General features: G+C 61.9%; 25 protein-coding genes. 4 read left to right on the top strand and 21 right to left on the bottom strand.

The window, feature by feature from the left end; genetic code table 11:
• Window positions 1–51 precede the first annotated feature (51 nt).
• Window positions 52–966 carry a fructokinase gene (mak, locus tag WFM45_RS00650; RefSeq protein WP_060560413.1) on the bottom strand — a complete coding sequence of 305 codons (915 nt, stop codon included), beginning with the start codon at window positions 964–966 and terminating at the stop codon, window positions 52–54.
• A 217-nt stretch (window positions 967–1,183) separates the two neighbouring features.
• Here mak and rdgC point away from each other — a divergent pair, with 217 nt between their 5' ends.
• Window positions 1,184–2,095 (top strand): recombination-associated protein RdgC, encoded by a 912-nt coding sequence (gene rdgC, locus WFM45_RS00645; protein ID WP_004940461.1) that lies wholly within the window; start codon window positions 1,184–1,186, stop codon window positions 2,093–2,095.
• A gap of 65 nt (window positions 2,096–2,160) precedes the next feature.
• Here rdgC and ppnP read toward each other — a convergent pair whose 3' ends face one another.
• The 14 genes from ppnP to WFM45_RS00575 form a co-directional block, all read right to left on the bottom strand.
• Window positions 2,161–2,451 carry a pyrimidine/purine nucleoside phosphorylase gene (gene ppnP, locus WFM45_RS00640; RefSeq protein WP_004940463.1) on the bottom strand — a complete coding sequence of 97 codons (291 nt, stop codon included), beginning with the start codon at window positions 2,449–2,451 and terminating at the stop codon, window positions 2,161–2,163.
• A gap of 211 nt (window positions 2,452–2,662) precedes the next feature.
• The gene (locus tag WFM45_RS00635; RefSeq protein ID WP_004940465.1) at window positions 2,663–3,340 is read right to left on the bottom strand and encodes an AroM family protein; all 678 of its coding nucleotides are present in this window, start codon (window positions 3,338–3,340) and stop codon (window positions 2,663–2,665) included.
• A 4-nt stretch (window positions 3,341–3,344) separates the two neighbouring features.
• Window positions 3,345–4,274 carry a DUF1177 domain-containing protein gene (locus WFM45_RS00630; protein WP_060558694.1) on the bottom strand — a complete coding sequence of 310 codons (930 nt, stop codon included), beginning with the start codon at window positions 4,272–4,274 and terminating at the stop codon, window positions 3,345–3,347.
• 34 nt (window positions 4,275–4,308) lie between these two features.
• Complete coding sequence (locus tag WFM45_RS00625) at window positions 4,309–5,865, bottom strand: OPT/YSL family transporter (RefSeq protein ID WP_044031846.1); 1,557 nt, start codon at window positions 5,863–5,865, stop codon at window positions 4,309–4,311.
• Between the two features lie 218 nt (window positions 5,866–6,083).
• Window positions 6,084–6,857, bottom strand: coding sequence for an IclR family transcriptional regulator (locus WFM45_RS00620; protein WP_015376816.1), 774 nt, complete (start codon window positions 6,855–6,857; stop codon window positions 6,084–6,086).
• Window positions 6,858–7,110: 253 nt separating this feature from the next.
• Window positions 7,111–7,902 carry an energy transducer TonB gene (locus WFM45_RS00615; protein ID WP_048322320.1) on the bottom strand — a complete coding sequence of 264 codons (792 nt, stop codon included), beginning with the start codon at window positions 7,900–7,902 and terminating at the stop codon, window positions 7,111–7,113.
• Between the two features lie 2 nt (window positions 7,903–7,904).
• Window positions 7,905–9,236 carry an HlyD family type I secretion periplasmic adaptor subunit gene (locus WFM45_RS00610; protein ID WP_049188684.1) on the bottom strand — a complete coding sequence of 444 codons (1,332 nt, stop codon included), beginning with the start codon at window positions 9,234–9,236 and terminating at the stop codon, window positions 7,905–7,907.
• A complete protein-coding gene (locus WFM45_RS00605) occupies window positions 9,233–11,011 on the bottom strand; it encodes a type I secretion system permease/ATPase (RefSeq protein WP_336954084.1) in 1,779 nt (592 codons plus the stop codon). The genes WFM45_RS00610 and WFM45_RS00605 overlap by 4 nt, the downstream gene beginning before the upstream one ends.
• Window positions 11,012–11,083: 72 nt before the next feature.
• On the bottom strand, window positions 11,084–11,650 hold the full coding sequence (locus tag WFM45_RS00600; RefSeq protein WP_004940479.1) for a heme acquisition protein HasA: 567 nt from the start codon (window positions 11,648–11,650) through the stop codon (window positions 11,084–11,086).
• A 78-nt stretch (window positions 11,651–11,728) separates the two neighbouring features.
• A complete protein-coding gene (locus tag WFM45_RS00595; protein ID WP_033634028.1) occupies window positions 11,729–14,416 on the bottom strand; it encodes a TonB-dependent receptor in 2,688 nt (895 codons plus the stop codon).
• A gap of 156 nt (window positions 14,417–14,572) precedes the next feature.
• Window positions 14,573–15,526: a FecR family protein gene (locus WFM45_RS00590; protein ID WP_242141905.1), complete on the bottom strand. Its 954-nt coding sequence runs from the start codon at window positions 15,524–15,526 to the stop codon at window positions 14,573–14,575.
• Between the two features lie 76 nt (window positions 15,527–15,602).
• Entirely contained in the window at window positions 15,603–16,103 is a 501-nt protein-coding gene (locus WFM45_RS00585) for an RNA polymerase sigma factor (protein ID WP_033637263.1), read from the bottom strand.
• Between the two features lie 146 nt (window positions 16,104–16,249).
• Window positions 16,250–16,450, bottom strand: coding sequence for a YaiA family protein (locus WFM45_RS00580; protein WP_015376810.1), 201 nt, complete (start codon window positions 16,448–16,450; stop codon window positions 16,250–16,252).
• Between the two features lie 47 nt (window positions 16,451–16,497).
• Window positions 16,498–16,902, bottom strand: a complete 405-nt coding sequence (locus WFM45_RS00575; RefSeq protein WP_033634029.1) for a nuclear transport factor 2 family protein — start codon at window positions 16,900–16,902, stop codon at window positions 16,498–16,500.
• Between the two features lie 96 nt (window positions 16,903–16,998).
• Here WFM45_RS00575 and WFM45_RS00570 point away from each other — a divergent pair, with 96 nt between their 5' ends.
• A complete protein-coding gene (locus WFM45_RS00570; RefSeq protein ID WP_021504702.1) occupies window positions 16,999–17,742 on the top strand; it encodes a helix-turn-helix domain-containing protein in 744 nt (247 codons plus the stop codon).
• 36 nt (window positions 17,743–17,778) lie between these two features.
• Here the strand turns inward: WFM45_RS00570 and aroL are convergent, their stop codons facing one another.
• From aroL to WFM45_RS00550, 4 genes are all read right to left on the bottom strand, one after another.
• Entirely contained in the window at window positions 17,779–18,303 is a 525-nt protein-coding gene (gene aroL / locus WFM45_RS00565; RefSeq protein WP_033634031.1) for a shikimate kinase AroL, read from the bottom strand.
• Window positions 18,304–18,412: 109 nt separating this feature from the next.
• Window positions 18,413–18,931: a GNAT family N-acetyltransferase gene (locus tag WFM45_RS00560; protein WP_004940503.1), complete on the bottom strand. Its 519-nt coding sequence runs from the start codon at window positions 18,929–18,931 to the stop codon at window positions 18,413–18,415.
• 53 nt (window positions 18,932–18,984) lie between these two features.
• Window positions 18,985–21,108, bottom strand: a complete 2,124-nt coding sequence (locus WFM45_RS00555) for a TonB-dependent siderophore receptor (RefSeq protein ID WP_085336571.1) — start codon at window positions 21,106–21,108, stop codon at window positions 18,985–18,987.
• The gene (locus tag WFM45_RS00550; protein ID WP_250602424.1) at window positions 21,101–22,216 is read right to left on the bottom strand and encodes an ABC transporter substrate-binding protein; all 1,116 of its coding nucleotides are present in this window, start codon (window positions 22,214–22,216) and stop codon (window positions 21,101–21,103) included. Before WFM45_RS00550 ends, WFM45_RS00555 begins: the two co-directional genes overlap by 8 nt.
• 219 nt (window positions 22,217–22,435) lie before the next feature.
• Here WFM45_RS00550 and WFM45_RS00545 point away from each other — a divergent pair, with 219 nt between their 5' ends.
• Complete coding sequence (locus WFM45_RS00545; protein WP_033634034.1) at window positions 22,436–22,897, top strand: GNAT family N-acetyltransferase; 462 nt, start codon at window positions 22,436–22,438, stop codon at window positions 22,895–22,897.
• On the opposite strand, the gene WFM45_RS00540 is transcribed toward WFM45_RS00545, so the two are convergent.
• Complete coding sequence (locus tag WFM45_RS00540) at window positions 22,898–23,455, bottom strand: class I SAM-dependent methyltransferase (RefSeq protein ID WP_004940516.1); 558 nt, start codon at window positions 23,453–23,455, stop codon at window positions 22,898–22,900. It lies immediately after the preceding gene.
• A gap of 240 nt (window positions 23,456–23,695) precedes the next feature.
• Window positions 23,696–23,980: a YdgH/BhsA/McbA-like domain containing protein gene (locus WFM45_RS00535; protein ID WP_033634035.1), complete on the bottom strand. Its 285-nt coding sequence runs from the start codon at window positions 23,978–23,980 to the stop codon at window positions 23,696–23,698.
• Between the two features lie 309 nt (window positions 23,981–24,289).
• Between WFM45_RS00535 and WFM45_RS00530 the strand changes: the two genes are divergently transcribed.
• Complete coding sequence (locus WFM45_RS00530) at window positions 24,290–25,465, top strand: low temperature requirement protein A (RefSeq protein ID WP_033634036.1); 1,176 nt, start codon at window positions 24,290–24,292, stop codon at window positions 25,463–25,465.
• Window positions 25,466–25,579 lie beyond the last annotated feature (114 nt).

Below are 25,579 nucleotides of genomic sequence, written 5' to 3'. Positions count from 1 at the left end.
TGTACAGTGAAGGGTTTAAAGCGCGAGCAGCCTCGCGCTTTGTTGCAACGCTTAGCGCTGCTGTTGCGGCCACAGCCAGGCCGCACCGCGCACGCCGCTGGAATCGCCGTGAACCGCCTTGCGGATCGGCGTTTCACACTCGCCGCCGAACACCCAGTCTTTCACCAACTGCGGCACCGTGCGGTACAGACGATCCACGTTGCTCATGCCGCCGCCGAGCACTACCACGTCCGGATCCAGCATGTTGATCACGTGCGCCAGCGATTTCGCCAATCGCATTTCGTAACGTTCAATCGCTTGTGCCGCCAGCGCATCGCCCCGCTCGCTCAGCGCAATGATCTCATGCCCTTGCAGCGCGTTGCCGCTCAGGCGCGCATAGTCGGTGGCGAAACCGGTGCCGGAAATAAAGGTTTCGATGCAACCCGGCTTGCCGCAGTAGCACGGCACGTCGCGGGCGTAGCGCAGCTCATCGTCATCCTGCCACGGCAGCGGATTGTGGCCCCATTCGCCGGCGATGCCGTTGCCGCCGGCATGCGCCTGGCCGTTCAGCGCCACGCCGGCGCCGCAGCCGGTGCCGATGATGACCGCAAACACGGTTTTCGCGCCGGCGCCGGCGCCATCGGTGGCTTCCGACACCGCCAGGCAGTTGGCGTCGTTGGCGATGCGCACCTCGCGCGCCAGCAGCGCCGACAGATCCTTATCCAGCGGCTGGCCGTTGAGCCACACCGAGTTGGCGTTCTTTACTCGCCCGGTAAACGGCGACAGCGTGCCGGGAATGCCGATCCCGACCGATCCTCGTTCGCCGGTATGATCCTCCGCCAGTTTCACCAGCCCGGCGATCGCCGCCAGGGTTTGCCGGTAGTCATGGCGCGGCGTGGCGATGCGATGGCGAAACAGCTCCCGCCCGTCATTCGCCAACGCGATCACTTCAATTTTCGTTCCACCCAAGTCGATGCCAATGCGCACGTATTTTTTCTCCTCGATGCCGCGCAGCGTTGTCACAGCCTAATGTAAGCGCGCGAATGAATCACCTGTTTCCCATTCTCCGTCCCGTCCTTTCCCGATGCGCAAAGCGACGCAATTCGGAGAGAATGGGGCGATTTTTCAGCGTCAATTCGTTATCATGCCGCCCTGCTTTTGACGAATCAGCGTGCCGAACGCACGCCCAGCCAGGGATAACATTATGCTGTGGTTTAAGAATTTGATGGTTTACCGTTTGAGCCGCGAAGTGGCGTTAAACGCGGATGAAATGGAAAAACAACTCAGCGCGTTCGCCTTCACGCCGTGCGGCAGCCAGGACATGGCGAAGACCGGCTGGGTCTCCCCGATGGGCTCGCACAGCGATGCGCTGACGCACGCGGTCAACGGCCAGATCGTCATCTGCGCGCGCAAGGAAGAGAAAATCCTGCCGTCGCCGGTGATCAAGCAAGAGCTGCAGGCCAAGATTGAGCGCCTGGAGGCGGAGCAACACCGCAAACTGAAGAAAACCGAGAAAGACGCGCTGAAGGATGAAGTGCTGCACAGCCTGCTGCCGCGCGCGTTCAGCCGCTTCAACCAGACCTTCATGTGGATCGACACCGTCAACGATCTGATCATGGTCGACGCCGCCAGCGCTAAACGCGCCGAAGACACGCTGGCGCTGCTGCGTAAAAGCCTCGGCTCGCTGCCGGTGGTGCCGCTGACCATGGAAAGCCCGATCGAACTGACGCTGACCGAATGGGTGCGTTCCGGTGAGATGCCGGCCGGCTTCGCCATTCAGGATGAAGCGGAATTGAAAGCGATTCTGGAAGAAGGCGGCGTGATCCGCTGCAAGAAGCAGAATCTGATCAGCGACGAAATCGCGGTGCACATCGAAGCCGGTAAGCTGGTGACCAAGCTGGCGGTGGACTGGCAAGAGCGCATCCAGCTGATGCTGTCGGACGACGGTTCGCTCAAGCGCCTGAAGTTCGCCGACACGCTGCGCGAGCAGAACGACGATATCGATCGCGATGACTTCGCCCAGCGTTTTGACGCCGACTTTATCCTGATGACCAGCGAGCTGGCGGCGTTGATCAAAAACACCATCGAAGCGCTCGGCGGCGAAGCCCAGCGTTAATCTCGCCGCAGAAACGACCAGGGCCCAGCCTTCGCTGAGCCCTGCGTTCCCCTAGCGAACAAAATTTATTTGCTCAGGTAGCGGCACAGATAGGCGGTGGCGTCGGCCACCTGCAGGTTGAACTCGCTGTGCCCCGGCACGAAAAACTTCTCGCCCGGCGTAAACACCTGCCAGTCCGGCGCTCCCGGCAGCAGCACTTTCAGCGCCCCGGTGATCACCGTCATTTCTTCCGGCTGCGCGGTGGAGAAGGTGTATTCGCCCTCTTCCATCACACCCACGCTGGTAAGACCGATGCTGCTACTGTCAAAACCGATAGACTTCACTTTTCCGGCAAAATACTCATTCACTTTCAGCATAGACTGGCACCCGCGTAATCATCTTGATGGAAAATCCATATTGGGGGATTGCGGTTGATCTGTCACTGGTTTTTCGCGCGAAATGCGATCGCGGCGCAGAGTAAAACGCTACAGGCCCTCTCGCCGACAGTCAGGGCTGCTGAAGCCCGGGGCGCCTCACGGGCGCAAAACGCCCGTAGTCGCGTCGAGCGCAGATTTATGGCTATTTGAATCAGTCGATTAACTCTGCGGCCAACTTGGCGACCAGTACGTTCGACAGCAGCACCGGTACCGACAGACGCGCCTGCAGAAAAGCGCGGTGACGCTGGTGATAACCGATACAATCGAGCACCACCACCTCCGCCCCCTGCCGCAGCAGGGTGCAAGCCGCCTGCTCCAGCGCAGCGTCATCTGCCAGATAGGGGCTGGCGACGGCATAGCTCGGCGGCGCCGCCAGCTGCCGCCATTTGCGCGCCTGCTGCCCAACCTGTTCAGCCACCGGCACCACGATGCCGACACGGTGTGTGCCGACGATCGCGGAGATCAACGGCGGGATAATGCGATCCGGTTCCAGCAACAGCACCCGTTCCGCCTGCAATCGACCGAATTCGCCGGTGCATAGCAACAGAATCACCTCGCATCCCGTCGCTTCCAGTTCGCGGATCTTCTCCTGCAACCCGCTTTCGACGCGAGCGGCGCCGAGCGTCACCTGCGTACCGTCCAAAAGACGCGACACCAGCAGCTTGTCGCCCTGTTGCGGCGCATAACGCTCGGCGATCTGCCCGATATCCAGGCCGTCCAGCAAACCGACGTGCCTCACTCGCTCCGCCGGCAGATAAGCAGACAGCAGCGGCATGATATCGCTGCGCGGCGCCTGACCGATGGTCAGCGTGGCGAATGAAGCCGTCATGGGTCTATCTCCTTTTTTGCAGGTGGCTTAGACTGCCGTACAGCGCCAGCAGTTGGCCGTATTCGGCGGCATCATAGAACCGGCAGGTACCGCGGCCGAATTCTTTGGCGACTTCCACCGCGAATTTGACCGCCAACGCGATGTCCGTTTCGTGGCTGGCTCCGGTACCGCAGCCCGGCACCACTGATTCGCTGCAGATCGCCACGCCGACCACCGGCGCTGCAGTAGCGGTCGAGGGCTGCAAGATGCTGTTGAGGTGATGTACACCGTTGCCGTAAGGGGTGATGTCCTGCGTGGTGATCGGGAAAGTCACCGCCGGCCGGCCGCTGGTCATCTCCATGATGCGCAGCAGATCTTCCGCCACCCGCAGGATGTACCCCTCTTTCACCGTCGGCGACAGCGCATAGCCTTTATGATTGATGATGCGGTTGCCTTTGGTGGTGTCGATCGACAGGATGGCGTCAGCCTCCGGCACCACTTCGTTATCGTTCATCGTCACGTCATCGATCGGTGAATCCATAAAATCAACCGGATCGTGCGGCCGGGTCGGCGCGTTCGGGCAAATATGGGTGGTGACGATCACATCGCCCGGCAGCATGTCGCCCTTGCGCTGCATCTCCGCCAACTTCAGCGCGGCGGCAATGGCGGCGATCGCGCCGTCGCCGTCGGACACCAGCCCGATTCGCGTCGGCCGCGCGCCAATGCCGCCCAGGCGGCCGATAATGCCCAGCGTCGGCGCCGCACCACCGCCGAATTTTCCTGCACTGCCGGGGATCTCGATACGCACGAAATCGGTGCCGCCCTTCGGCCCCTCGGCGCGCAAGGTGCTGGCCCGGATCGCCGGGTAAGACGCAAACAGGTCGACGACGTCTTGGCCGCTGACGAATGCGCTATCAATCAATTCAAAAACCTGCAGCGTTTGTTGCAAACTCATGGTCGTTTTACCTCACCAATGTCATCGGCAGGAGCTATTTGCCCTTGCTGGAAAAAATCGAGCTGAAGAAGTTGTAGAGCGCATCGCCGGCGATAAATCCGGCCGCCATAATCTCCATCGGCGTGCGGCCACGATCCCCCCAACGTCGCAGGATCGCCACGCGCAGCGCGATGCCGACCAGCACCGCCCACCCGGCCAAGGCGTTGTTGATCAGCAGGCCGGTTGCCAGCAGCACGCCGAGCTGGCGTTTAGGGCCGCCGACCAGCTGCACCAAGGCGCCGGGGATCGCCCAGATCAACAGACTCCAGGCGATGCCCGGCTGCGCGCCGGCCTCGATGGTTTTGGCGTAAACGCGCGCGACCGGCGGGATCAGATCCTGCAGGAAATAGCTGTGGTAAGAGAGGTAAACCACCGGAATGGCGATGATGAAAGCGATCAACGCCGCAAACAGCTGAATGCGACGCCCCAGCAGCTCTTGCTGCAGATCCTCACCGTAGCCGCGCAGGATGAAGCCGGCTTTCAAATCAAAGCCCATGTCGGCGAAGGCCGGCCCGGTGGCGGCGGTAAAACCGGTCAGGATGCATAGCGCCAGCGGTGGGAAACCGATCAGGATACCGACTATCAGGGTGATCAACGCCACCGCGAACGCGGGAAACCAGCCGGAGTGCATGGCAGCGATACCGACGATCAACTCATGAACGAAAGCGGCAAACGCCGCGTAAATCACGAACAGCGCCAACATCGGCAGCGACATCTCGCTAAACAGCCCGCCGACCAGGGCCAAAAAAGCGGCGATGACGATATAGCCGACCGCGCCCAGACCGAGCGCTTTGCTTACGGCGCTGTCGGGTTGGGTATAACCGGCGCTATCGGCGCGGCGGCTGCGGATCACCTGCGCGACCTGGATCAGCGCCACCAGGCCAGCGCCGACCATCACGCCGTGCGGAATAAAATGGGCGTTAATATCGAATCCGGCCACCGGCTCGGCGTAGGCCCGCAGCAATAGTCCGACGCCGAACATGCTCAGCGCCCAAATATTGCCGATAAAGGCGGTGCCGAAAGCCGCCATGGGGATCTTGAGCATTGATCCAGCGATGCCCACCACTACGCCCACCACCAGGAGCCAGGCCTGCTTGCCGCCGCGATCGCCGGCTTTAATCGCCTCTGCGGCGGCGACGCCCGGCGGCCAGGCATTGGCGGCGGGGAACACTTTGGTATCGAACAGACGATAAAGCAGATAGGCGTCGAGCAGCATCGCCGCCGCCACGCCGCAGAACATCGGTAAAATAAGCTGCGGTTGCCCCATCACGTAAGGCACCGCAATCGGCATCAGCAGACAGTTGGCTGCACCGAAAGTGGCGGAGGAGATCACCGTTTGCGCCAGGTTCTGGGTATGCACCGAACGATAGCGTTGGAACATCTGTAGCGGGATGCGCGCCAACAGCATGGCGATCAGCGCGCCGATGATCGAAGTGTTGGGCGTCACGCCCAGCGTGGTGATCAGTTGAACGCCGATGATCGCCCCCATCACCGAAAGTAGCGCCATGACCAACAGCGTGCCGGCCGCTTTTAGCGGATTATTTGATTTCATGCTTGGTTTCCCTGAATATTCCCTGCCGCATGACGGAAATAACGCCAGGCGATAGCTCGCCGCAGCAGTTCCATTATTTGGAACTGCTGGCGTCATAACGTTATTATTCTCTTACTCAGCCTATCTATTCCCACCAATAAAATACGGTGGAATATAACTAATGAGTTCCCTGGTGTCGGCACTCGTTAATTATGATGGAATGCTACAGCTCTGACGCGTTATTTGATCTGCTGCCAATAATCATCGCCATATTTTTCCGCCAGTTGGCAGGTGACTGCGGTTAATTCGGCCAGAACTTCCGGTACGAACGGCTGTTCCTCACCCTGCGAAGGGAAGGACAGACACAGCCCCACCGTCTCGCTGCCGTGCTTGTTCACCAGCGCGGTCGCCAGCGAACTGATGCTGTTCAAAGTTTCATTGCGTGCCAACGACCATCCCTGGTGCCTCACCTGCTGCAACTTCTGCAACAGCGCATCCAGCGTTTGCGGCGCATTGGGCGAAGCCGCCCGGTAACCGCCGGCATAACGCGCTCGAACCTGCTCGTCGCTTTCACGCGCCAGTATCGCCCGGCCGACCGAGGTTTCCGCCGCCGGTGAACGGTAACCCGCCGGAGTGACCACCTGCAAAAAGTGGCGGCCGGGAAACATGCGCATCACCATGATCTCCTGCCCCTCCAATACCGAAAGGTAGCCGGTACACGCCGTCTGGCGGCACAGCTGCGCCATACTGGCCGCCAGGCTGTCCACCAGCGGCATCGACAGATAGTGGCTGGATACCGCCAGCAACAGCGCGCCGATGCGGTAACGCCGGCTATCGGGATCGCGCTCCAGCATGCCCTGATTTTCCATGGTCTGCAGCAGGCGCGACACCGTGCTTTTCGGCAGCGCCAATTGATCCACCACGTCGCTGAATGCTATACCCGGCTGGCCATGCATCACGCGTTGTTGAGAAAAGAGTTTTAATACCGCAGCGGCATTTTCCAGCGTTGTCATGATCCGCCTTGTTCCACTATATGGAACTCAGTTCCTGTTTTATAATTAAAAACTAAAACCCGAACTCCACAGCGTCAAGCTGTTTATTTTTTATCAGCAGAAAAATAAAAGGCATTCGTGCTTTTTAAATTAAAATATCGCGCAGAACGCCAACTTCGTCACGTTGATTAAAATAACGATACGCTTTGAAAATAATGAATAGCAGGACAAGCTGCTGAAAAATGGTTTTGTTCGGGGGATATCTCGTCGCGACTCAAAAACCCGCGCCGCGCAAACTGAAATCGATCGGCAGCGTCAATTCCACCGTGCCGTTGACGTAGGCGTCCGACGGCGGCGTGGGCAGCGGCGAAGCGCGTTTGACCAGCGCCTGGATTTCACGATCCAGCGACGGTAGCCCGGCGCTGCTGACCAGCGTCACCGCCAGCACGTGGCCCTGTCTGTCCAACGTGAAACGCACCTGCCCGACGCCCTGGCGCTTCAGCCGCAGTGCGTCTTTGGGGTAACGCTTAAAGCGATTCAGGCGGCCGCTGATGCGGCTGCGCCAGTTGTCCTCCCCCGCCTGAGCATAGGGCGTCAGGCGGGTTTGCGGCGCGGCCGTTTTATCCGCGCGGCCCGGCGGCGGCGCGCCGACGCTTTGTTCCTGAACCTTCGGCGGCGCGATGATTCTCTCGTGCGGCGGCGTGCGGGGCAGGTTGTTTTTCTTCACCGGCTTAGGTGGTTTTTTCTGTTTCAGCGGCACGGCGATGTTCGGCTGCGCGGCGTCAGGCGCTTTCACTAGCGGCAACGGCTCCGGCGGCGCCGGCGGTTCAACCTGAGGCGGCGGCGTCCTTTGTCCCGGCGGGTGTTTCGCCTCGGCCGGGGCCTGCGGCGCGGCGGCCATCAGCACCATCACCGCCGGCGGCGGCACCCACGGCGGCTCGGCCTTGTCTCTCCAGGGCCAAAGCAGCGCGGCAACCAGCAGATGCAGCGCCAGCACCAACACCAGACAACGGCGCCAGGGCATGGCGGTGCCGGGCGCGGCGAAAGGCAGCGGCGAAACCGACATGCTCACTCTTCCGTCAGCGCCAAATGGAGGCGATCGGTCAGCGGTTTGAACAGATAGTTCATCATCGAACGCTCACCGGTGCGGATGAAGCCTTCGACCGGCATCCCCGGGCGGATCTCCAACCCGCTCAAGCGTTGCAATCCTTCTTCGCTGACCTTGGCGCGCACGCTGTAATAAGGCGCGCCGCTTTTCTCGTCGGTCAGGCGATCGGCTCCGACCAGCGTCACTTCACCCTCGACGCGCGGCGTGGTGCTTTGGTTGAACGCCGAGAACAACAGTTCGACCGGCAGTCCCACCTGCACCTTGTCGATCAGTTCGACCGGAATACGCGCCTCCACCTGCAGCCCGCGATCGCTGGGCACGATCTCCATCAGTTGCTGACCGGCGCCGATCACGCCGCCTTCGGTGAACACGCTCAACCCCACCACGGTGCCCGCCACCGGCGCTTTCACCTGCGTATGCCCCAGATCGGCCTCCGCCTTGGCCAGGCGGTTATCCAGCTCGTCCAGCTTCATCCGCACCTCGGCCAGCTGGCTGCTGACCTCTTTCTGATACTCCTCCCGCCGCTGGATCGCCCGCAGTTTCAGCTCCAGGATCTGGCGCCCCAGACGGCCGATATTGCCGCTGTCCTCGGATGCCTGGCCGTCGATCTGCGCATGCTGCCCCTCCAGATCCAGCAGCCGATTGCGCGCCACATACCCTTGCGCCGCCAGCTTGCGCATGCCGCCCAGCTGCTCCTGCAGCATGGCCTTTTGCCGCTGTTTGCTGGCGTAAGACTGCCGAACCCCTTCCAACATCGCCTGCGATCCGGCGATGCTTTCCGCGATCGCCGCCAGCTCGCTCTGCAGCGCCGCACGGCGGCTGGTGAACAGCTGTTGCTGCAGCAGCATCAGTGACATCACCTCCGGCTCTTCTCGCCGCGCTTGCAGCGATGGCGGGAAAGCGATCGCTTGCAGACCGTCGCGCTCGGCTTGCAGCCGCGCCTGCTGCGCGGCGTTGCTCAACTGCTGGCTGCGCAGCGCATCGCGCTGGGTGCGGCTGTCGACGGTATCCATCAACAACAGCACCTGCCCGGCGCGGACCCGGTCGCCCTCATGCACCTGAATCTGCGACACCACGCCGCCGCTCGGGTGCTGCACCGCCTTGCGGTTGCCGGCCACCACCACGCTGCCGGAAACCGGCACGCCTTTGTCCAGCGGCGCCAACAGCCCCCACAGCAGGAAACCGCCAAACCCCAACAGCACCAGCCAGCCTCCCAGCCGCAGATAACGGCCTTCGTCGAACTGCCGGGAAAGGGCGTCGATATCGCCGGGGATCACACTCTGATTGCTCATACTTTTCGTTCACCGCTGGCCGTTTTGGCGAAGTTGGCGTAATTGACATTGAAGCCGCCGTTGCTGCGCCCGGCATTGGCCGGTGCGGCGGCGGGCGCAAAACCAGGCAGTTTTTTCAGGATGGCGTCGCTGGGGCCGAAGTGCTGTATCTGGCCGGCGCTCAGCACCAGCAATTTGTCGGTGGTCGCCAGGATCGCCGGTTTATGGGTCACCAACACGATGGTGGTGCCGCGCGCCTTCAGCGCTTCGATCGCCCGCTGCAGCGCCCCTTCCCCTTCGCGATCGAGGTTGGCGTTCGGTTCGTCCAGCACCACCAGCGCCGGAGATCCATACAGCGCGCGCGCCAGCGCCACCCGCTGACGTTGGCCGCCGGACAGGCCGCTGCCGCCTTCACCCAGCTCGGTCTCATAGCCTTTCGGTAAATGCAGGATCAGCTGATGCACGCCGGCCAGCGCCGCCGCCACCACCACCTTCTCGGCGTCGACCTGCCCAAAGCGGGCGATGTTATCCGTCAGGGTGCCGGCGAACAGCTGGATATCCTGCGGCAAGTAGCCGATATGCGGCCCGAGTTGTTGCTTGTCCCACTGCTGAATGTCTGCACCGTCCAGCCGCACGTCGCCGCTGAGCGGCGTCAGCGCGCCAACCAGTTGGCGCATCAGCAGGGTTTTGCCGGAGCCGGACGCGCCAATCACGCCCAGCACCTCGCCGGCCTCCAGGCGAAAACTGACGCCGTGCAACACAGGCGCCGTGCCGCCTGGCGCACTGGCGGTCAACTGATTCACGGCCAATTTACCGCCGGGCGCCGGCAGCGGCAGACTCGGTATTCGTGGCGGGTTAGCGGCCAGCATCACCTCCAGCCGCTGCAGGGACTGGCGCGCCGATGACCACTGCTTCCAGGCGCCGATCAGCTGATCGATCGGCCCCAGCACCCTGCCGATCAGGATCGATCCGGCGATCATCATGCCCGGCGTAATGTCGCCGTTGACCGCCAGCAGCGCGCCGCAGCCCAACATCAGCGACTGCAGCGCCAGCCGCACGGTTTTCGACCAGGCGGTGACCGCGGCGATTTTCTCGCTGGCGCGGTTCTGCAGCAGCAGGAACTGCTGATGCTGCCGCAGCCAGCGCAGGCGCAAGTCGGTCAACATGCCCATGGCGGCGATGGCTTCGGCATTGCGCAGGTTGCCGTTGGCCTGCTGCGTGGCGCTCAGCGCGACGCGGCCGGCCTCCGCCAGCGGCGCCTGCGACACCCGCTGGTTGAGCCAGGCCAGCAGCACCAGCACGATCACCCCAGCGCTGGCCAACGCGCCAAGCCAGGGGTGGAGCAGAAAAACCACCAGCAGATAAACCGGGAACCAGGGCGCATCGAAAAAGGCGAACAGCGCATTGCCGGTGGCGAACTGGCGCAGGTTGGTCAGATCGTTCAATGCCTGCCCCGCCAGCGGGTTGCCGGTTTTCAAATTGGTTTCGAAGGCGGCGTCGTAGACTCGCTGATTGAGGCGCATATCCATCTGGGCGCCAAGGCGGATCACCACCTGGCTGCGCACCCACTCCAGCAGGCCCATAAACAGATAAAGGCCGACCACCATCAGGGTCAGCATCGCCAGCGTCATGCGGTTGCCCGACGGCAACACGCGATCGTAGACCTGCAGCATGTACAGCGCCGGGGCCAGCATCAGCAGGTTGATCACTGCGGTAAACAGTGCAATGCCCCAAAATCCGCGCCGGTATGCTGCCAGCACGCTCATCACTTCTCCGCGCCTGACGGCGTTTTTCATGGCGTTTTCCATCGGCTAAAAACGAGAAAACGCCCGCCGGGGCACACGGCGCCGGCGGGCAAACGGCCGCGATCAGGCCGCCAGCAATTCCGGGCTGTCGGCGTGTTGCACGCCCACCGCCGTCGCCGCCGCCACCTGATCGAAGGTGGAGTTGACGCTCAGACCGTAGTCGTCGAGGATGCCGTTCAGCGCGGTTTCCAGCGCGCCGGTATCGCCGGACATCAGGCCGTACACCACCTGGTGCACCACGCCATCGTGGCCCTGCGCCTGCAGGCTGCTGAGATTCAGGCCGCCGAAGCTGACGTCAGGCACCTGGATGTTGTACGGCGTAGAGCCGCCGCCGTTCAGGCCGTCGCCGAACGACAGGGAATCCAGTTGACCGTACAGGGTGTGCGCCGGTGCGTTAAACAGGGTGTAGGTCAGGTTGCCGCCCGCCACGAACGAGGTGATGTTGTTGGCGGTGCTGGTCACGGCATATTGGCTGCCGGACAGGCTGCCGCCGTAGAAACCGCCGCTGTTGGAGTCGGTGACATTACCGTTGGTGTGGTTGATATCGCCAAACGACGACGCCCACTCGTTCAGATAGTTATGGATGCTGTAGCTGCCGAAACTGCTGTCATAGTTGACTGAAAATGCCATTTCTCTATCTCCATTGATGAACGGCGCCCCTTGCGAGGCGACCTCTGTGCTCAACGATGAGCAACGCCCTTTTACTGCTTAAAAACGGTACTCCACCCCGCCCTGCACGCTGCGGCCGCGCCCCAGGGTATTGGCCAGCGTCTCGCCGTAGCTGACGACGTAGGCGCGGTTGGTCAGGTTCTCCACCGAGCCGCGCAGCGTCAGGCTGTCGGTCAGTTTGTAGCTGGCGTACAGATCGAACAGGGTGTACTTCGGCCAGTCGGCCAGATACGGGTAGTTGGACGGCACCGAGCTGTCCTGATAGCCCGGCGCGAAGCGCACGGTCACCCCGGCGTCCAGCTTGCGATCGAAAGCGCGGCCGCCCAGCGTCACCGAGCCGCGATCGCCCGGCAGGTAAGCGGCGGTGCCGAACTGCGAGCCGCCGTCGCAGGACACGGCGTCATTCGCCGTCGGATCCTGCTCCGCGTAGAAATTGCCCGGCCGGGAGTTGGCGCCGTAACGCAGGCGATTGCCCAGCCAGGCGTTCCTGGAGCAAAACTCGTTTTTACCGATCATGTGGGTGTAGGTCAGGTCGGCGTAGAACACCCCTGCGTCATAGTTGAGCTGGTACTCCAGCCCGCGGAAACGGGTTTTCGACAGATTGTTGACGTAGGCGGCGTTGCCGATGCTCGGCTGCACCAGCCCCGGCTTGTCGCGGTTAATCGCCAGGTTGATGTAGTTATCCACTTTGGTGTCGAAATAGGCCACCTTGGCTGCCAACCGATCGCCCTCAAACCACAGGTCAGGCTGCTGCACGTTGAACCCCACTTCCCAGGCGCGCGAGCGCTCGGCCTGCAGGAACGGGTTGGGATATTGCGTAGAGGTGCTGTGCGCGCTGCCGTTGGTCAGCGTTTCGGTGATCGCCGGCGGCCGCCAGGATTTGCCGTAGGTGGTATACAGCTCCAGCCACTCCACGCCGGGACGCACAGCCAGCGCCAGCGTCGGCGACAGCTTGCCCTGATCGCGATCGACGTTCCACTCCTGCTGCGTGGTCGTCGCCAGGCAGTTGCGCAGCCGCAGCTGTTTGCAGGGATTCTCCGCCGTATACGGGAAGTCGGCGTAGCTCAGGCCGGTCTGGCCACGCAGGCGATAGCGGTCGTAACGCAGCCCACCTTCCAACGTCAGCCAGCCGTCGTAGTCATAGGTCAGGTTGGCGAACAGGCTGGCTACCGAACGGTTGCCGGCCGGCGTCACCCCTTCCATGCCTTGGCGGGAAGAGTCGCTGGTCGCTTTGTCGTAATAGAACTCCAGCCCGTAATTAGCGCGGAAGTCATGCCCCGGCGCCAGGCTGAAGCGCGAGGTGTTTTGCGCCTGTGCGCCATAGGTACGCAGGCGGGTGCGCGTCGCGTAGCCGTTGTCCAGCAGCGAACTGGTGCTGTAGGTGTCGCTGTCATCCTGAGTATCGACGTAATACAGCTTGGCCTGAAAATCGAGCCAGTCGACGTCTTCCGGCGCCAGGCTGTAGTCGAACGCCGCGTTGCGCGCCATCACGTCGGTGTAGCCGGTGCGCTTCCAGCCCAGTTCGTAGGGCGGGCGAGTGCCCAGGTTAGTCAAGGTGCCGGCGATCGGCGATGCGGTCTGGGTCTGCAGATAACTCAGCTGCAGGCGCTGGTTGGCGGGCAGATTCCAGCCCACCTTGGCCAGCCGCGAGTGCATGCGGTAATGGGTGTCGGGGATTTTGTTGTTCTTGATGCTCTCGGCGTAGCGATCGTAATTGCCGGTGTCGTTATTGATGCGAATGTTGCCGATGTCGCCCTTGTTGCCGGGCCAATAGTCGCCGAGGTGGCGTTCGCTGGCGGCCAGCAGGATATCGCCGGTTTCGTTGCCCAATGCCAGTATGCCGCTGCCGATGAAGTGGGTGCCGTTATCGCCGGTGCTGGCGTGCAGCTTGCCGCCCAGCTCTTTGCCCGGCGCCAGGAAATCGCTCGCGCTGACGGTATTGAAGGTGGCGATGCCGCCGAGCGTGCCGGCGCTGCCCATACCGCCGCTGGTGCCCTTGTCGATGGTCACGCCGGACAGCAGTTCAGAATCGATGTACATGGTGCCGTTACGCTGGCCATGGCCGCTCTTTTGAAAATTCTGCCGCATGCCGTCGATGTTCATGTTCACCCGGCCATAGTCTTGTATGCCGCGGATGTTGACCGACAGCGCCGGATCTTGCTGACTGACGCTGGAATAGGCCCCCGTGGTCTGTTCCAGAATATCGGCCGCGTGCCGCGCCGGGCGGTTGTCCATCTGTTCGCGGCTGATGACGCTGACCGAGCGCGGTTCGTCGTAAACCCAATCGTTGGCGTTGATGCCGCCGGCGCCCAGCACCGTCAGGCTGTCCAGCGCCAGCGCGCCGCCATCGCCGTTCGCCGTCGGCAGCCGGCTCAATACGATCTGCCCCTGCGGCTGCAGGCGGAAAGCCACCGGATTGCCGCCGATCAAGCGCCTCAGACCCTGTTCAACGCTCATGCTGCCGTTCAGCGCCGCCGCCTGCATGCCATCGAGCTTCACCTCGTCGAAAAACACCTGCATGCCGGCCTGCTCGGCGAAGCGCAACATGGCGCTCTGCAGCGGCTGCGCCGCAATGTTGAAATGCTTTTGCTGTGCAGCCTGCGCACCGTTCGCCTCAGCCTGGACGGCGAGCGCCACAGCCGGCTGAGTCAACATCATCGCCGCCAGCGCGGCGCGTACCGCCGTGGCCAAGCGGCCGGCCGGCGTGGTTCCCTTGTGAATAAGCATGCGTGTGTGTTCCACCCGAAAGAATGTCAAACCAAGTGATAATGGAAATCAATCTCGTTTAAACATAAGGACGTTCCGGGAGGCAAAAACCCGTAAAGATTTTTTACAGAAAGTGAAAATAGCGGCGAGACGGGCATCCCGGCCCGCCTGCACCGCTCAGTAAAGCAGCGTGATGCCGGGGAGATTCAGCTGGCGGGCGGAGAGTTCCTGACGAATGGCGCCGACGCCGTCGTCGAGTTTATTGAGCGCGAACACGCCGCTGACCGTACGCGATCTGAGTTCGGGATTGATCGCTACGATGCGGGTTTCGCGATAGCGGTTGAGCTGCGCGAGCGCCTGCGTCAGCGGTTGGCGGTCGATCACCAGCCAGCCGCGCCGCCAGGCGTCATCACCGGCCGTTTGCCGCGTCAGCTGCAGCTGCCCGTTGCGGTAATGCGCCGCCTGGCGTTGCGCGACCACCAGCGAACGCTCACCGCGCTCAAGCGTTACCCGCACGCTGTGCTGATGCACGCTGACGTCGACGCCCTGCTCGGTGCGCGCCACGCTGAACTCGGTGCCCAGTGCCTGGGTGACGCCGTTTTCCGCCTCCACCCTGAACGGGCGGCTTTCCGGCCCGCCCAACGGCGCGACGACAAAATAGGCGGCGCCGCTAAGCAGCCGCACCTTGCGTTCGCCTGCGGAATACGCCAGTGCGATCGCGCTGCCGCTGTCCAGCGCCACCCGGCTGCCGTCCGGCAACGCAACTTCGCGCACCTCGCCGCGAACGGTTTGATAATCCGCCTGCATGCCAATCCATAGATCCGGCCCGTGATAAACGCCGAAGGAAACGGCGATCGCCACCGCCGCCGCCACCGCCCAGCGGGGCCACCTGCGATGGGATGACGTTTTCAGCGTCGCCACCTGCGGTTGTAACGCCTGCCGCTGCTCAGGCGGCAGCTGTCCCAGCGTCGTCCACAGCAGGCGAGCCTGACGCAGCGCCGCCGGATGCTGCGGATCGGCGGCCAGCCAGGCGTCCAGCGCTCGCCGCCGATCGGCCGGCAGCGCCCCTTCGGCCAGGCTCACGGCCCAGGCGGCCGCCTGCTGTCGCACCTGTGCGGTTAGCGGTTTCATAATGGCATAGACCTCTGTTTTTTCTGGTTATAGGTTAAGACGTCTGAGCGCGGATAAACCCGTAAAAAAATTGCCATTATTGTTCTTCCATCCGCGCCATCAGCCGCTCGAGCGCGCTGGCCAGGTGTTTTTCCACTGTGCTGAGCGACACGCCCAGCTGCGCCGCCACCTGCGCCTGGGTCAGGCCATCGAGCCGGTTAAGGCGGAAAATCTGCTGCGTGCGCGGCGGCATGCCCGCCAGCGCCTGCTGCAACAGCTGCAGCAATTGGCTATCGATCGCCAGTTGTTCAAGCGCCGGTTCACCGGAGGGATACTGCGCCAGAATGTCGTCTTCGACCGCTTCGGTCTGCCGCCGCTGCTGCTGGCGCAGATGGTCGAGCATCAGGTTTTTGGCGGTTTTATACAGGTAGGCTTCGATATCGAGAATGTTACCCTGCGGATATTGCTCGGTAAGGCGGGTAAAGCTTTCCTGCGCCAAGTCCGCGGCCAGCTGAGGGTCGCGCAGTTTGGCGTTCAAATAGGCTTGCAGCGGCCGCATATGGCGCAGAAACAGCGCCTGCAACTCGGAATTGGACATCTCTTTTCCCAGAAGTGAAACACCCAATAGGGGCGATAAAAATCACATAAATGATTATCATTATCAATATTGTTCTGGGAAATATGTGCTAACGCGGGGGGATAAACAGGAAACCGGCCTGGCGCCGGTTTCCGCTGGGCTGCAGGTCAGTGCTCTAGCGCCTCGTCTTCATAGCGGTGCTTGGCGTCGAGCGCTTCCTGCTCGGTTTCATGTTCACTGAGCAGCGTATTTGGCTCAATGTCGTCGGTGCGCACCTCAAAACGGCGCAGATGCAGGTTCGGGTCCCCCCGAAACACCTCTACGACGCGGGCGCTCCGTGGATAAGCAGGTTGATCATTTTCGCGCATGCCGTTCTCCCGTGTGTTTCACACAGTAGCAAGTATAGCAGCCGTCCTCATTCCGACACGCGCGAGCCGAGATCGCGATCGCCAGGGGGGCCCGCCAACAGCTCGGTCAATTCGTCGCAGGCGCAAATGCGGCCTTCGCGCACGGTGAAGTGCGCCAGCACCCGCACGCGGCAGCGGGAACCGTCACGCTTTTCCACCTCGACCAGATGGTGAGTCAGCACCGCCTCGCCCTGCTCCGCCGCCGCGATCACGCTCAGCGTCATGCGGCGAGTTTGCCGCTTCAGCAGCGCCATATGCTGCTCAAACTGCTCGAAGTTCAGCACCTTGCCATCCACCTGCTGGCGGTAGCCTGCGCTGAAACGGGCGGCGAGCTGCGTCGGCCGATGCTCCGGGCTGGCGACCACCTGCTGCAGCGTATCGAGCACCAGGTTCAATGGGGTGAGTTGAGTCATCACATTTCTCCGAAATAGGGTGAACGGCGATCCTATCCCGGCCAGGCGATGGCATAATAACCACATAAAGACTTTCAATAACGTTAAACGGCCAACATGACGCAGATCCGCAGCCAACGCCTTCAGCATGAAAAAAAGCACCTGACGCCCTGGCACCGGCACGAAGGCGGCCAGATCTATCTCTTGACGCGCGGCATGCTGGCAATGGAACTCCCGGGCCGGCAATGGGCGATCACCGGCGGCACGCTGGGCTGGCTGCCGCCGGGATGCGCCCATCAGGCGCTGGCCTGTGGCGACGTGGCGGGCTGGAGCCTGTATCTGCCGATGGAAAGCGTGCCGGAGATGCCGCCGCTGCCGCAGCTGTTCACGGCCTCTGCGTTGTTGCAGGCCCTGGTGGAGCGCATCGCGCAGTTCCCCGCCGGCCCGCTGAGTGCGCCGCAACGGCGGCTGCTGCAGGTGCTGCTGGACGAAATGCACGCGGCAAGCCGCGCGCCGTTGCAATTGCCGCTGCCGCAGGACGCCCGGTTGCTGAACATCGCCCGGGCGCTGCTGAACGATCCCGCCAGCCCGCGCAGCCAGCGCGACTGGGCCATCTGGGCCGGGCTCAGCCCGCGCACCCTGAGCCGCCGTTTTCTGCAGGAAACCGGCATCAGCTTCGCGCTGTGGCGCCAGCAGGCGCGGGTATTGCGTTCACTGGAGGGGTTATCACGCGGCGAAGCGGTTGGCGAGGTGGCCGACGCCTGCGGCTATGATAACGTCAGCGCCTACATCGCCGCCTTTCGCCGCCGCTTCGGCGTCACGCCCGGGGCCTACTTTGCGGCCGCTCGGCAAACGGAATAGAAAAACGGGCGCACAGCGCCCGAAGAGAAGAAAAGGTTATTTCACCGTCTCACGCGGCAGCACCGCGAGGATTTGTTCCACCACCCGCTGCGGATCGGCGGCGCCGTCCATCACGTAATGTGCGGCATCCTGATACAGCGCTTCCCGCGCGGCCAGCACCTCGCGCATCTCTTCGGCGATCGGCCTGCCGGTGAGCGTCGGGCGCTGCGCATCTTCCGGGTACTCTTCCAACCGCTGCGCCAACACGCTGGCCGGCGCGCGCAGGTAGATAACGGTGCCATGCTGGCGCATAAACTGACGATTCTCTTCCGCCAGGATCGCCCCGCCGCCGGTGGCAACTATAGTTGACGGCTTAGTCACGGTTTGCAACGCGACGGTCTCACGGCGGCGGAACCCCAGCCAACCCTCGCGCTCGACCATTTCCGCCACGCTCATCTGCGCCGCCTGCTGCATAAACAGATCGGTATCGACGAATTGATAGCCCAACGCCAGCGCCAATGCGTGGCCTACCGTGGTCTTGCCGGCTCCGCGAGCGCCTATCATGAACAGGGTTTGTGTCATTACGGGTTGTCCCTTATGCGGTGACTTGAGTGCATTGCATACCAAAATGCCGAGCGGGTGCGATGGCGTGGTGGCAGCATCATACCCTGCCCGCTCTGTATTTCAATATTTACGATAGTGTAAATTCCATGGCACAGCGACTGCCGACGGCAAAGCCGTGCGCCAGATCCTCATCCAGATGCCGCCGCAAGGCGGCCGTGAGCTGCGCGCCCTCAAGCGGCCGGAATCCCAGCCGCCGGTAGTAAGGCGCATTCCACGGCACCTCAATGAAGGTGGTGAGCGTCAGGCGGCCGGCACCCTGCCGTTTGGCCTCTTCCGCCACCGCGCCGATCAAGCGGCGGCCGACGCCCTGCCGCTGCCAGGTGCCGGCGACCGACAATTCGGCGATGTGCCAATCTTCCCCCTGAGCCAGCACGGCGATGAAACCGGCGCACTCGCCGTTGTCGCTTTCCGCCAGCCATTCACGGCGCTCGGCGATAAACGCGGCATGCTGCTGCGGGGCCATCACCTCGCCTTCGGCAATAAAGCGCCATTCCGGCTGTTGGCGAAACAACTGCGCCGCCGAGCGTTCAACCGCCATCAGATGCGCGATATCCCGCTGCTGCGCCAAACGAATCTGCAGGCTCATGGGTTCTCCTTAACGTTGGGGCGGTTATTTAAGCAAATTTCACCGCCCGTGGCTTAGAAATCGACACTGCCGCGCAGCACCACCTCACGCGGTTCCCCCACCGCCACGCGCAAATTGCCGCCGCTGGACGGGTAGTAGGTTTTATCGAACAGGTTCTTCACGTTCAGTTGCCATTTCACCCGATAGCCGTTGATCGGCATGGTGTAAGCGGCGAACGCATCGGCAACGGTGTAGTTATCCAGGTAGAAACTGTTGGCAGCGTCACCCGGGCGGCGCCCTACGTAGCGCGCACCGGCGCCAATGCGCACCTCATCGCAGCTGTAGAGACCCGGGCTGCCCAGGTTCTGGGTCAGGAACAGCGAGGCGGTGTGGCGCGCCACGTTGGTCATCTCTTTGCCCTTGTTGTCCGGATCGTCCACCACCCGTGCGTCGGTATACGCATAGGAACCGATCAGGCTCAGCGAGTCGGTGAGATTACCGGCCACGTCCAGCTCCACGCCCTGCGAACGCACGCGTCCGGCGGTGCGCGTCACGGTTTCGCCCGCCACCAGCTCACTGACCATCACGTTGCGCTTGGTGATGTCGAACAGCGCCAACGTGCCGGTAACACCGTTCGGCAGCGCCAGCTTGCCGCCGACTTCCCACGACTTGCCCTGCTCCGGCGGCAGCGAATCAATCTGGGTGGCGATGGAAGAGTTCGGCTTGAACGACTCGGTATAGCTGCTGTACAGCGACACGTAAGGCGTCAGCTTGTAGACCACCCCGGCGCGCGGCACCAGCTTGCCGTCCGAGCTGTCGGTATTGGTCTGGAACGGCCGCCCCTTGCCGGCATAGACGTCGAAAGCGTCGTAGCGCAGCCCGCCCATCACCAGCCATTTATCGGTCAGTTGGATGGAATCCTGCATAAACCAGCCGTAGCTGGTGAGATTTTCCCGCTGGTCGCTGTCTTTGGCGCTGACCGCGGTCGACGGCGGCATCAGGCCGTATACCGGATGATAAATATTGAAATCGCTGTTCTTTTTACCGCGGATCATGTCGCCGCGGTAGGTACGGTTATCTTCAAAATCAAAGCCGAACAGCATCTGGTGGTTGATGCTGCCCCAGTCCACGTCACCATTGAACGTCAGCTGCACCGCGTTGGCGTGGCTGACGGCATGGGCGGTCGAGTCGGCCTGGCGGCTCAATGCGCCGCTCTCCGGGTCCAACGCCGTGGCGCGCGCCTGGTTGTCGCTGTAGCTGTTGCGGCTGTAGGCGTAGGTCAGCGAGCTTTTCCAGCGCTCATTGAGCGTTTGATCGATCTGCAGAGTGACGCTGTCCTGATCGCCGCGGGTGGCGTTATAAGCCTCGTCGAAACGGCGATCGCGCGGCGTATTCACCGGTTTGCCGGTGCGCGAATCGATAATGGTGCCGCGATCGAACGGCACCAGATATTCCATATGCTCGTAGGCCAGCCGCACGGTGGTGTTCTCGCCGTACCACATCAGCGAGGGCGCGATCACCGTCTGACGATTGCGGCCAAAGTTGCGCCAGTAGTCGGTTTCATCGTGATCGACGATCATCCGATAGGCGAATCCCGACGTGCCGAGCGGCCCGGTGACGTCGAGCTGGCCGCCGCCGCCGTTGAAACTGCTGCCCCAGCCTTCCACGTGGGTATGCTGCTGCAGCTGGGGTTTTTTGGTGATCATGTTGATCATCCCGCCCGGCTCGCCCATGCCGTACAGCATCGAGGCCGGCCCCTTGAGCACCTCCACCCGCTCGGTGGTCGGCGTAAAGTTGCGCGCCTGCACCGAGCGCACGCCATCGCGCAGAATGGAGCCGTCGCGGTTGTCGCCGAAGCCGCGTTTCATTACCGCGTCCTGGGTGCCCCCCAGCGTGTTGGCCTGGGTTATGCCGCTGACGTTGTACAGCGCTTCATCCAGGCTGCTGACCGCCTGATCGGTAATCACCTGTTGCGGCACCACGTCGATCGCCTGCGGCACGTTCAGCAGGTTGGTTTCGCTGCGGGTGCCGGTGACGCTGGTCAACGGCTGATAGCTCTGCACGCCGTCGGCGTCTTTGCGGCCGACCACCACCAGGCTCTCTTCTTGCGGCGCGGCTTTTTCCGCCGCCCACGCCGGCGATGTCGCGCAGGCTGCCAAAGGCAATGCGCACCACCAGCCGCGCTTGTTGTTATTCATTATCTAACTGACTCCAATAGGTCCCTGAAAAAGGTAACGGCAAAAACTGCTGATACAACTGTTGGAAGGTCTGCTGCGGGTTGATGTCGGCGAACAGATCCGGGTAAAACGCTTTGGCGAACATCTCGACCAGCACAACATGGTACGGGCTGAGGTAAAAGTTGTGCCAGACGCTCCAGGCGCGGTGGTTTTTCACCGCCTGCAGGCTGGCCAGCATCGGCTGTTTGGCGATCAGTTGGCGGAAGCTGTCGGCGGCCTCCTGTGGGCTGACCTGCGGCCCGAGACGCAGATCGGACAGCCGTTTGCCCTGCGGGCCGGCCATGCCGGTGGCGAGGTACACGTCAGGATTGGCGCTCAGAATGGTTTCCGGGTTCAGCTCGCCATACACCCCTTTGACGCTGGCGTTGGCGATGTTGTCGCCGCCGGCGAAGGTCAGCAGATCGCCGAGGTTGCCGTGCGCGGCGGTGGTGCAACAGGTGTCGCGCCGCCCCAGATGCAGGTGCAGCATCACCTTGGGCTTCGGCCCCTGATAGCCCGCCAGCCGTTGCCGGATCACCGTCATATGCTGCTGATAAAACGCGATGAACTGCTCGGCGCGTTGCTGGCGATTGAGCACTTCGCCCAGCAGCCGCACGCTCGGCACGGTGTTGTTCAGCAGATCGATGCGCAGATCGACGTAGATCACCGCCACGCCGGCCTTGCTCAGTGCGGAAACCAGCAGATCGTTGTCGCCGTCTTCACGCGCGTAGCGCGCCAGGATCACCAGATCCGGCTTCAGCTGCAGCAGGCTTTCGATGTTGACCTGGCGAAAGTTATTACCGCTGATGACGGGGATCTGGGCTATCTGTGGAAACTTCTGCGTATACAGCTGCCAGCTTTGCGCATCAAAGCGCGCCAGATCCGCCGGCCAGCCGACGATGCGCTGCGCCGGGTTGCCCGGCTCCAGCAGCGCCAGCGTATACAACATGCGGCTCTCCCCCACCACGATGCGCTGCGGGTTGTCCGGCACCGCGACCTGGCGGCCGGTGATATCGATCACCGTCTTCGCCTGGGCGGAGAACATGCCGAACCACAGGGAAAGCAGCAGTAAAATGAGGGAATTGCGCATGATTGAGCCGAAACGGGGGAAATAGTGTGCGCATGATAATCACTCTCATTAGCACTTGCAATCCCACGCCGCGATTGCCAAAAGAAATCCGGGAAACGGTGCCGGGCACGCGGTAAAACACCGTAAAACCGCTAAAATAGCGGCTTTAAAAAGTTAAAAAAATGGCGGAAAAATCGGTTAAATAGGAGGGGGAAACAGCAAAAAAACCGGGAGACCTCCATGACTCAACGCATCATTCCGCTGTCGGAGTGCCCGCAGTTTGCCGATGTGTGCGCCGCCTGGGCTTTCGGACAATGGGGTTCACAGCGCGGCGGTTCGCTGGCGCGCACCCAGCTGCGTTTCGCCCAATGCAGCCGGCCAAGCGACGATCACCTGACGCTGATGATGATCGACGGCGATCGTCCGGTCGGCATGGCCAGCCTGTGGCCCAGCGACGATCGCCAGCGTCAGGATCTCACTCCGTGGCTGGCCGGCGTCTTCGTGCATCCCGATCACCGCCGCAAGGGCATCGCCCACCGTCTTGAAATGGCCATCGTCGAGGCGGCGCGGCAACGCCATCACTCGGTTCTGCATCTCATTACCGACAAATCGGAAGCGCTGTACGCCGGCTGGGGCTGGCATCCTGTGGAACGCCGGCGGCAGCATGACGAAGAGGTGGTGGTGATGGCGAAAACGCTGTAGCTAACGCGGCGTACAGACATACACCAGCGCCGGCGGGAAGTTGCGCACTACCCGCAGGCGCTTCCAGTGAAAATAGCGCGACAGCAATTTTTCCGACAGGTGGCTGTATTGAAACAACACCAGCGTGCCGTTGCGCGCCAGCAGCCGCTGCCGGGCCTGCTGAAGAATGCGCACGCTGATCCTGACCGGGATCGACAACAGCGGCAGGCATGAAAACACCACGTCGTAATCCGTGGCCATCCGGGTCGCAGAGTGGCCCATCACCTGCAGCCGCCGATCGTCTATCCCGCGCAGCCGATGCACGAAATGGGGTTGGATTTCGAAAGCCTCCAGCGCCGCATCGGCGCGCATCCGCCCCAGAATGCGTTTGGTCAACACCCCGTCGGCCGCGCCCAGTTCCGCGATCGACAGCGCCCGGGTCCATTCAATCTGGTTCAGCATCGCCTGACACAGCCACGGGGAAGAAGGTGCCAGCGTACCGACGGTGCGCGGTGAAGCCATAAACTGCTGCAGGTAAGCGAAGTGATTCATCAGTTGCAGCCGGGTCGCATTTAACATTGAGGCCTCCTTGGGTTAAGCCCTCAATGTGAGCCGAATTTCTTAAGTAATCATTAACATGATTCCGAAAGCGGCAGACACAGTTGTAATAAAATGCAACCTCATCAACGGCACGCAAAGAAAAACGGCCGTAATAATGACCTGAGAATAAGTCGTTTATACACCGACTATTCAGATAATTATTGCGACCGTTTATTTTATTGGCCGCGTTGCCGCGGCCAGAGGGTAAAAAGCTAACGCTTAGCGATAAATTTCCGCATTGCCGCGCCAGTTGCTGGAGTCCCCGGGGGTGTCCAGACCGATAATGCGATAATGACTGGCGCCGTCCGCCGCAGCTTTTTCTTTCAGGGCGGTGATGGCGTCATGCGGTGAGCCGCTAACGCCGGAAACCGACACAACGCCGAGGCTTTGCAGATTGGCGGCCTGCTCGCTGTTGACCTGTTTTACCGACGACAGCGGCGCGGCGAAAGTGGAAAATGAAGCGGCGGCGATCAATACGGCTGCGATGCTTGGGATGAGTTTCATGATTGACTCCAGGTGTTCTTGTTTATTAGCTCGTGGTCAGTGATGTTAATTATCCGCTAGCCAATGAAAACGGACGTCATGCAACGTAAAGAACATCAATCATTGTGATGAGAATAAGGAGGAAGTGAGAGCGGGTGTGTATTTTCAGGCGGGAATGACTTTATAGGCCTCACCTTACCCCTATTTGATGAACAATTAAAGACGGTGCGAGATAAAGCATGCGCGCCGCGTCTATTTAAGATTTTTTACCCGCCGGAGCGCGCTGAGCTACGCTGATTTTGTGGCTTACCCTTTTAAGGAAGAACGCTTATGTCGCAAAACCTGCTGCGCGTGCGTGACGGTCAGGGCGCGTCGGTCTCATTTTCCGAGCTGCTGTTCGATCTGATCTACGTTTTCGCCGTGACCCAACTTTCCCACTATCTGTTGCATCACCTGACGCTGACCGGCGCGCTGGAAACCCTGCTGCTGTGGTTCGCCGTCTGGCTGGCCTGGCAATACACCGCCTGGGTCACCAACTGGTTCAATCCGGATACCCGCCAGATCCGCCTGCTGCTGTTCGCGATCATGCTGCTGGGGCTGTTCGCCGCCGCCGCGCTGCCGCAGGCGTTTGGCGAGCGCGGCCTGATCTTCGCGCTGTTTTATGTCGCTATTCAGGTCGGCCGCTCCGCCACGGTATTGCGCCTGCTGGCGCCTGGCCACCCGTTGAAACAAAACTTTCGCCGCATCCTCGGCTGGCTGTGCATCTCCGCCGTCTTCTGGATCGCCGGCGGGCTGGCGGAAGGCCATACTCGCCTGGCGCTGTGGGCGATCGCCGTCTTGTGCGAATACGTCTCGCCGATGTTCGGCTTCCGTCTGCCGGTGCTGGGGCGCTCGGACAGCAGCAGCGAATGGACCATCGAAGGCCACCATCTGGCGGAGCGCTGCCAGCTGTTCGTGATCGTGGCGCTGGGGGAAACCATTCTGATCACCGGCGCCACCCTGAGCGAAATGGAAAGCTGGAGCCTGCCGGTGCTCATCGCTTCGCTGGTGGCCTTTCTCGGCAGCCTGGCGATGTGGTGGGTTTACTTCGACACCAGCAGCAAAGCCGGCAGCCACGCCATCAGCCAGGCGGAAAACCCCGGCCAGCTGGGCGCTTATTTCCACTACGTGCACGTCGCGCTGGTGGGAGCCATCATCGTCTGCGCCGTGGCCAACGAACTGGTGATCGCCCATCCTGACGGCCGCATCCAACACGCCACAGCGGCGGTGCTGCTGCTCGGCCCGGCGATTTACCTGTTCGCCAACGCGCTGTATAAACGGTTGGTGTATCGCCGCTTCCCGCTGTCGCACCTGGTTGGGCTGCTGGCGCTGGCGGTATTGGCCCCCGCCGCCTATTTAACCGATCTGCTGATGGTCAATGGCCTGACGACGCTGATCATGGTGGTGGTGGCGGTGTGGGAGAGCATCTCGCGCGGCAGAGCGCCGCAGCGGCACGCGGAGACCTGAAGCCAACGGGGGCGTCACCGCCCCCGCTGTGAGATTGATGACAAACCTCATGCCATTGCCGGGTTTGCAGAGAGCAGCGGATAAAAAAACAAGGAAAATCAATTTATTGATTTT

It is taken from the genome of Serratia sp. KG1D (assembly GCF_037150675.1).
Lineage (GTDB): Bacteria > Pseudomonadota > Gammaproteobacteria > Enterobacterales > Enterobacteriaceae > Serratia > Serratia nematodiphila.
Note: the sequence above shows the minus strand (reverse complement) of the source record. Positions and strands in the feature narration are given on the sequence as shown.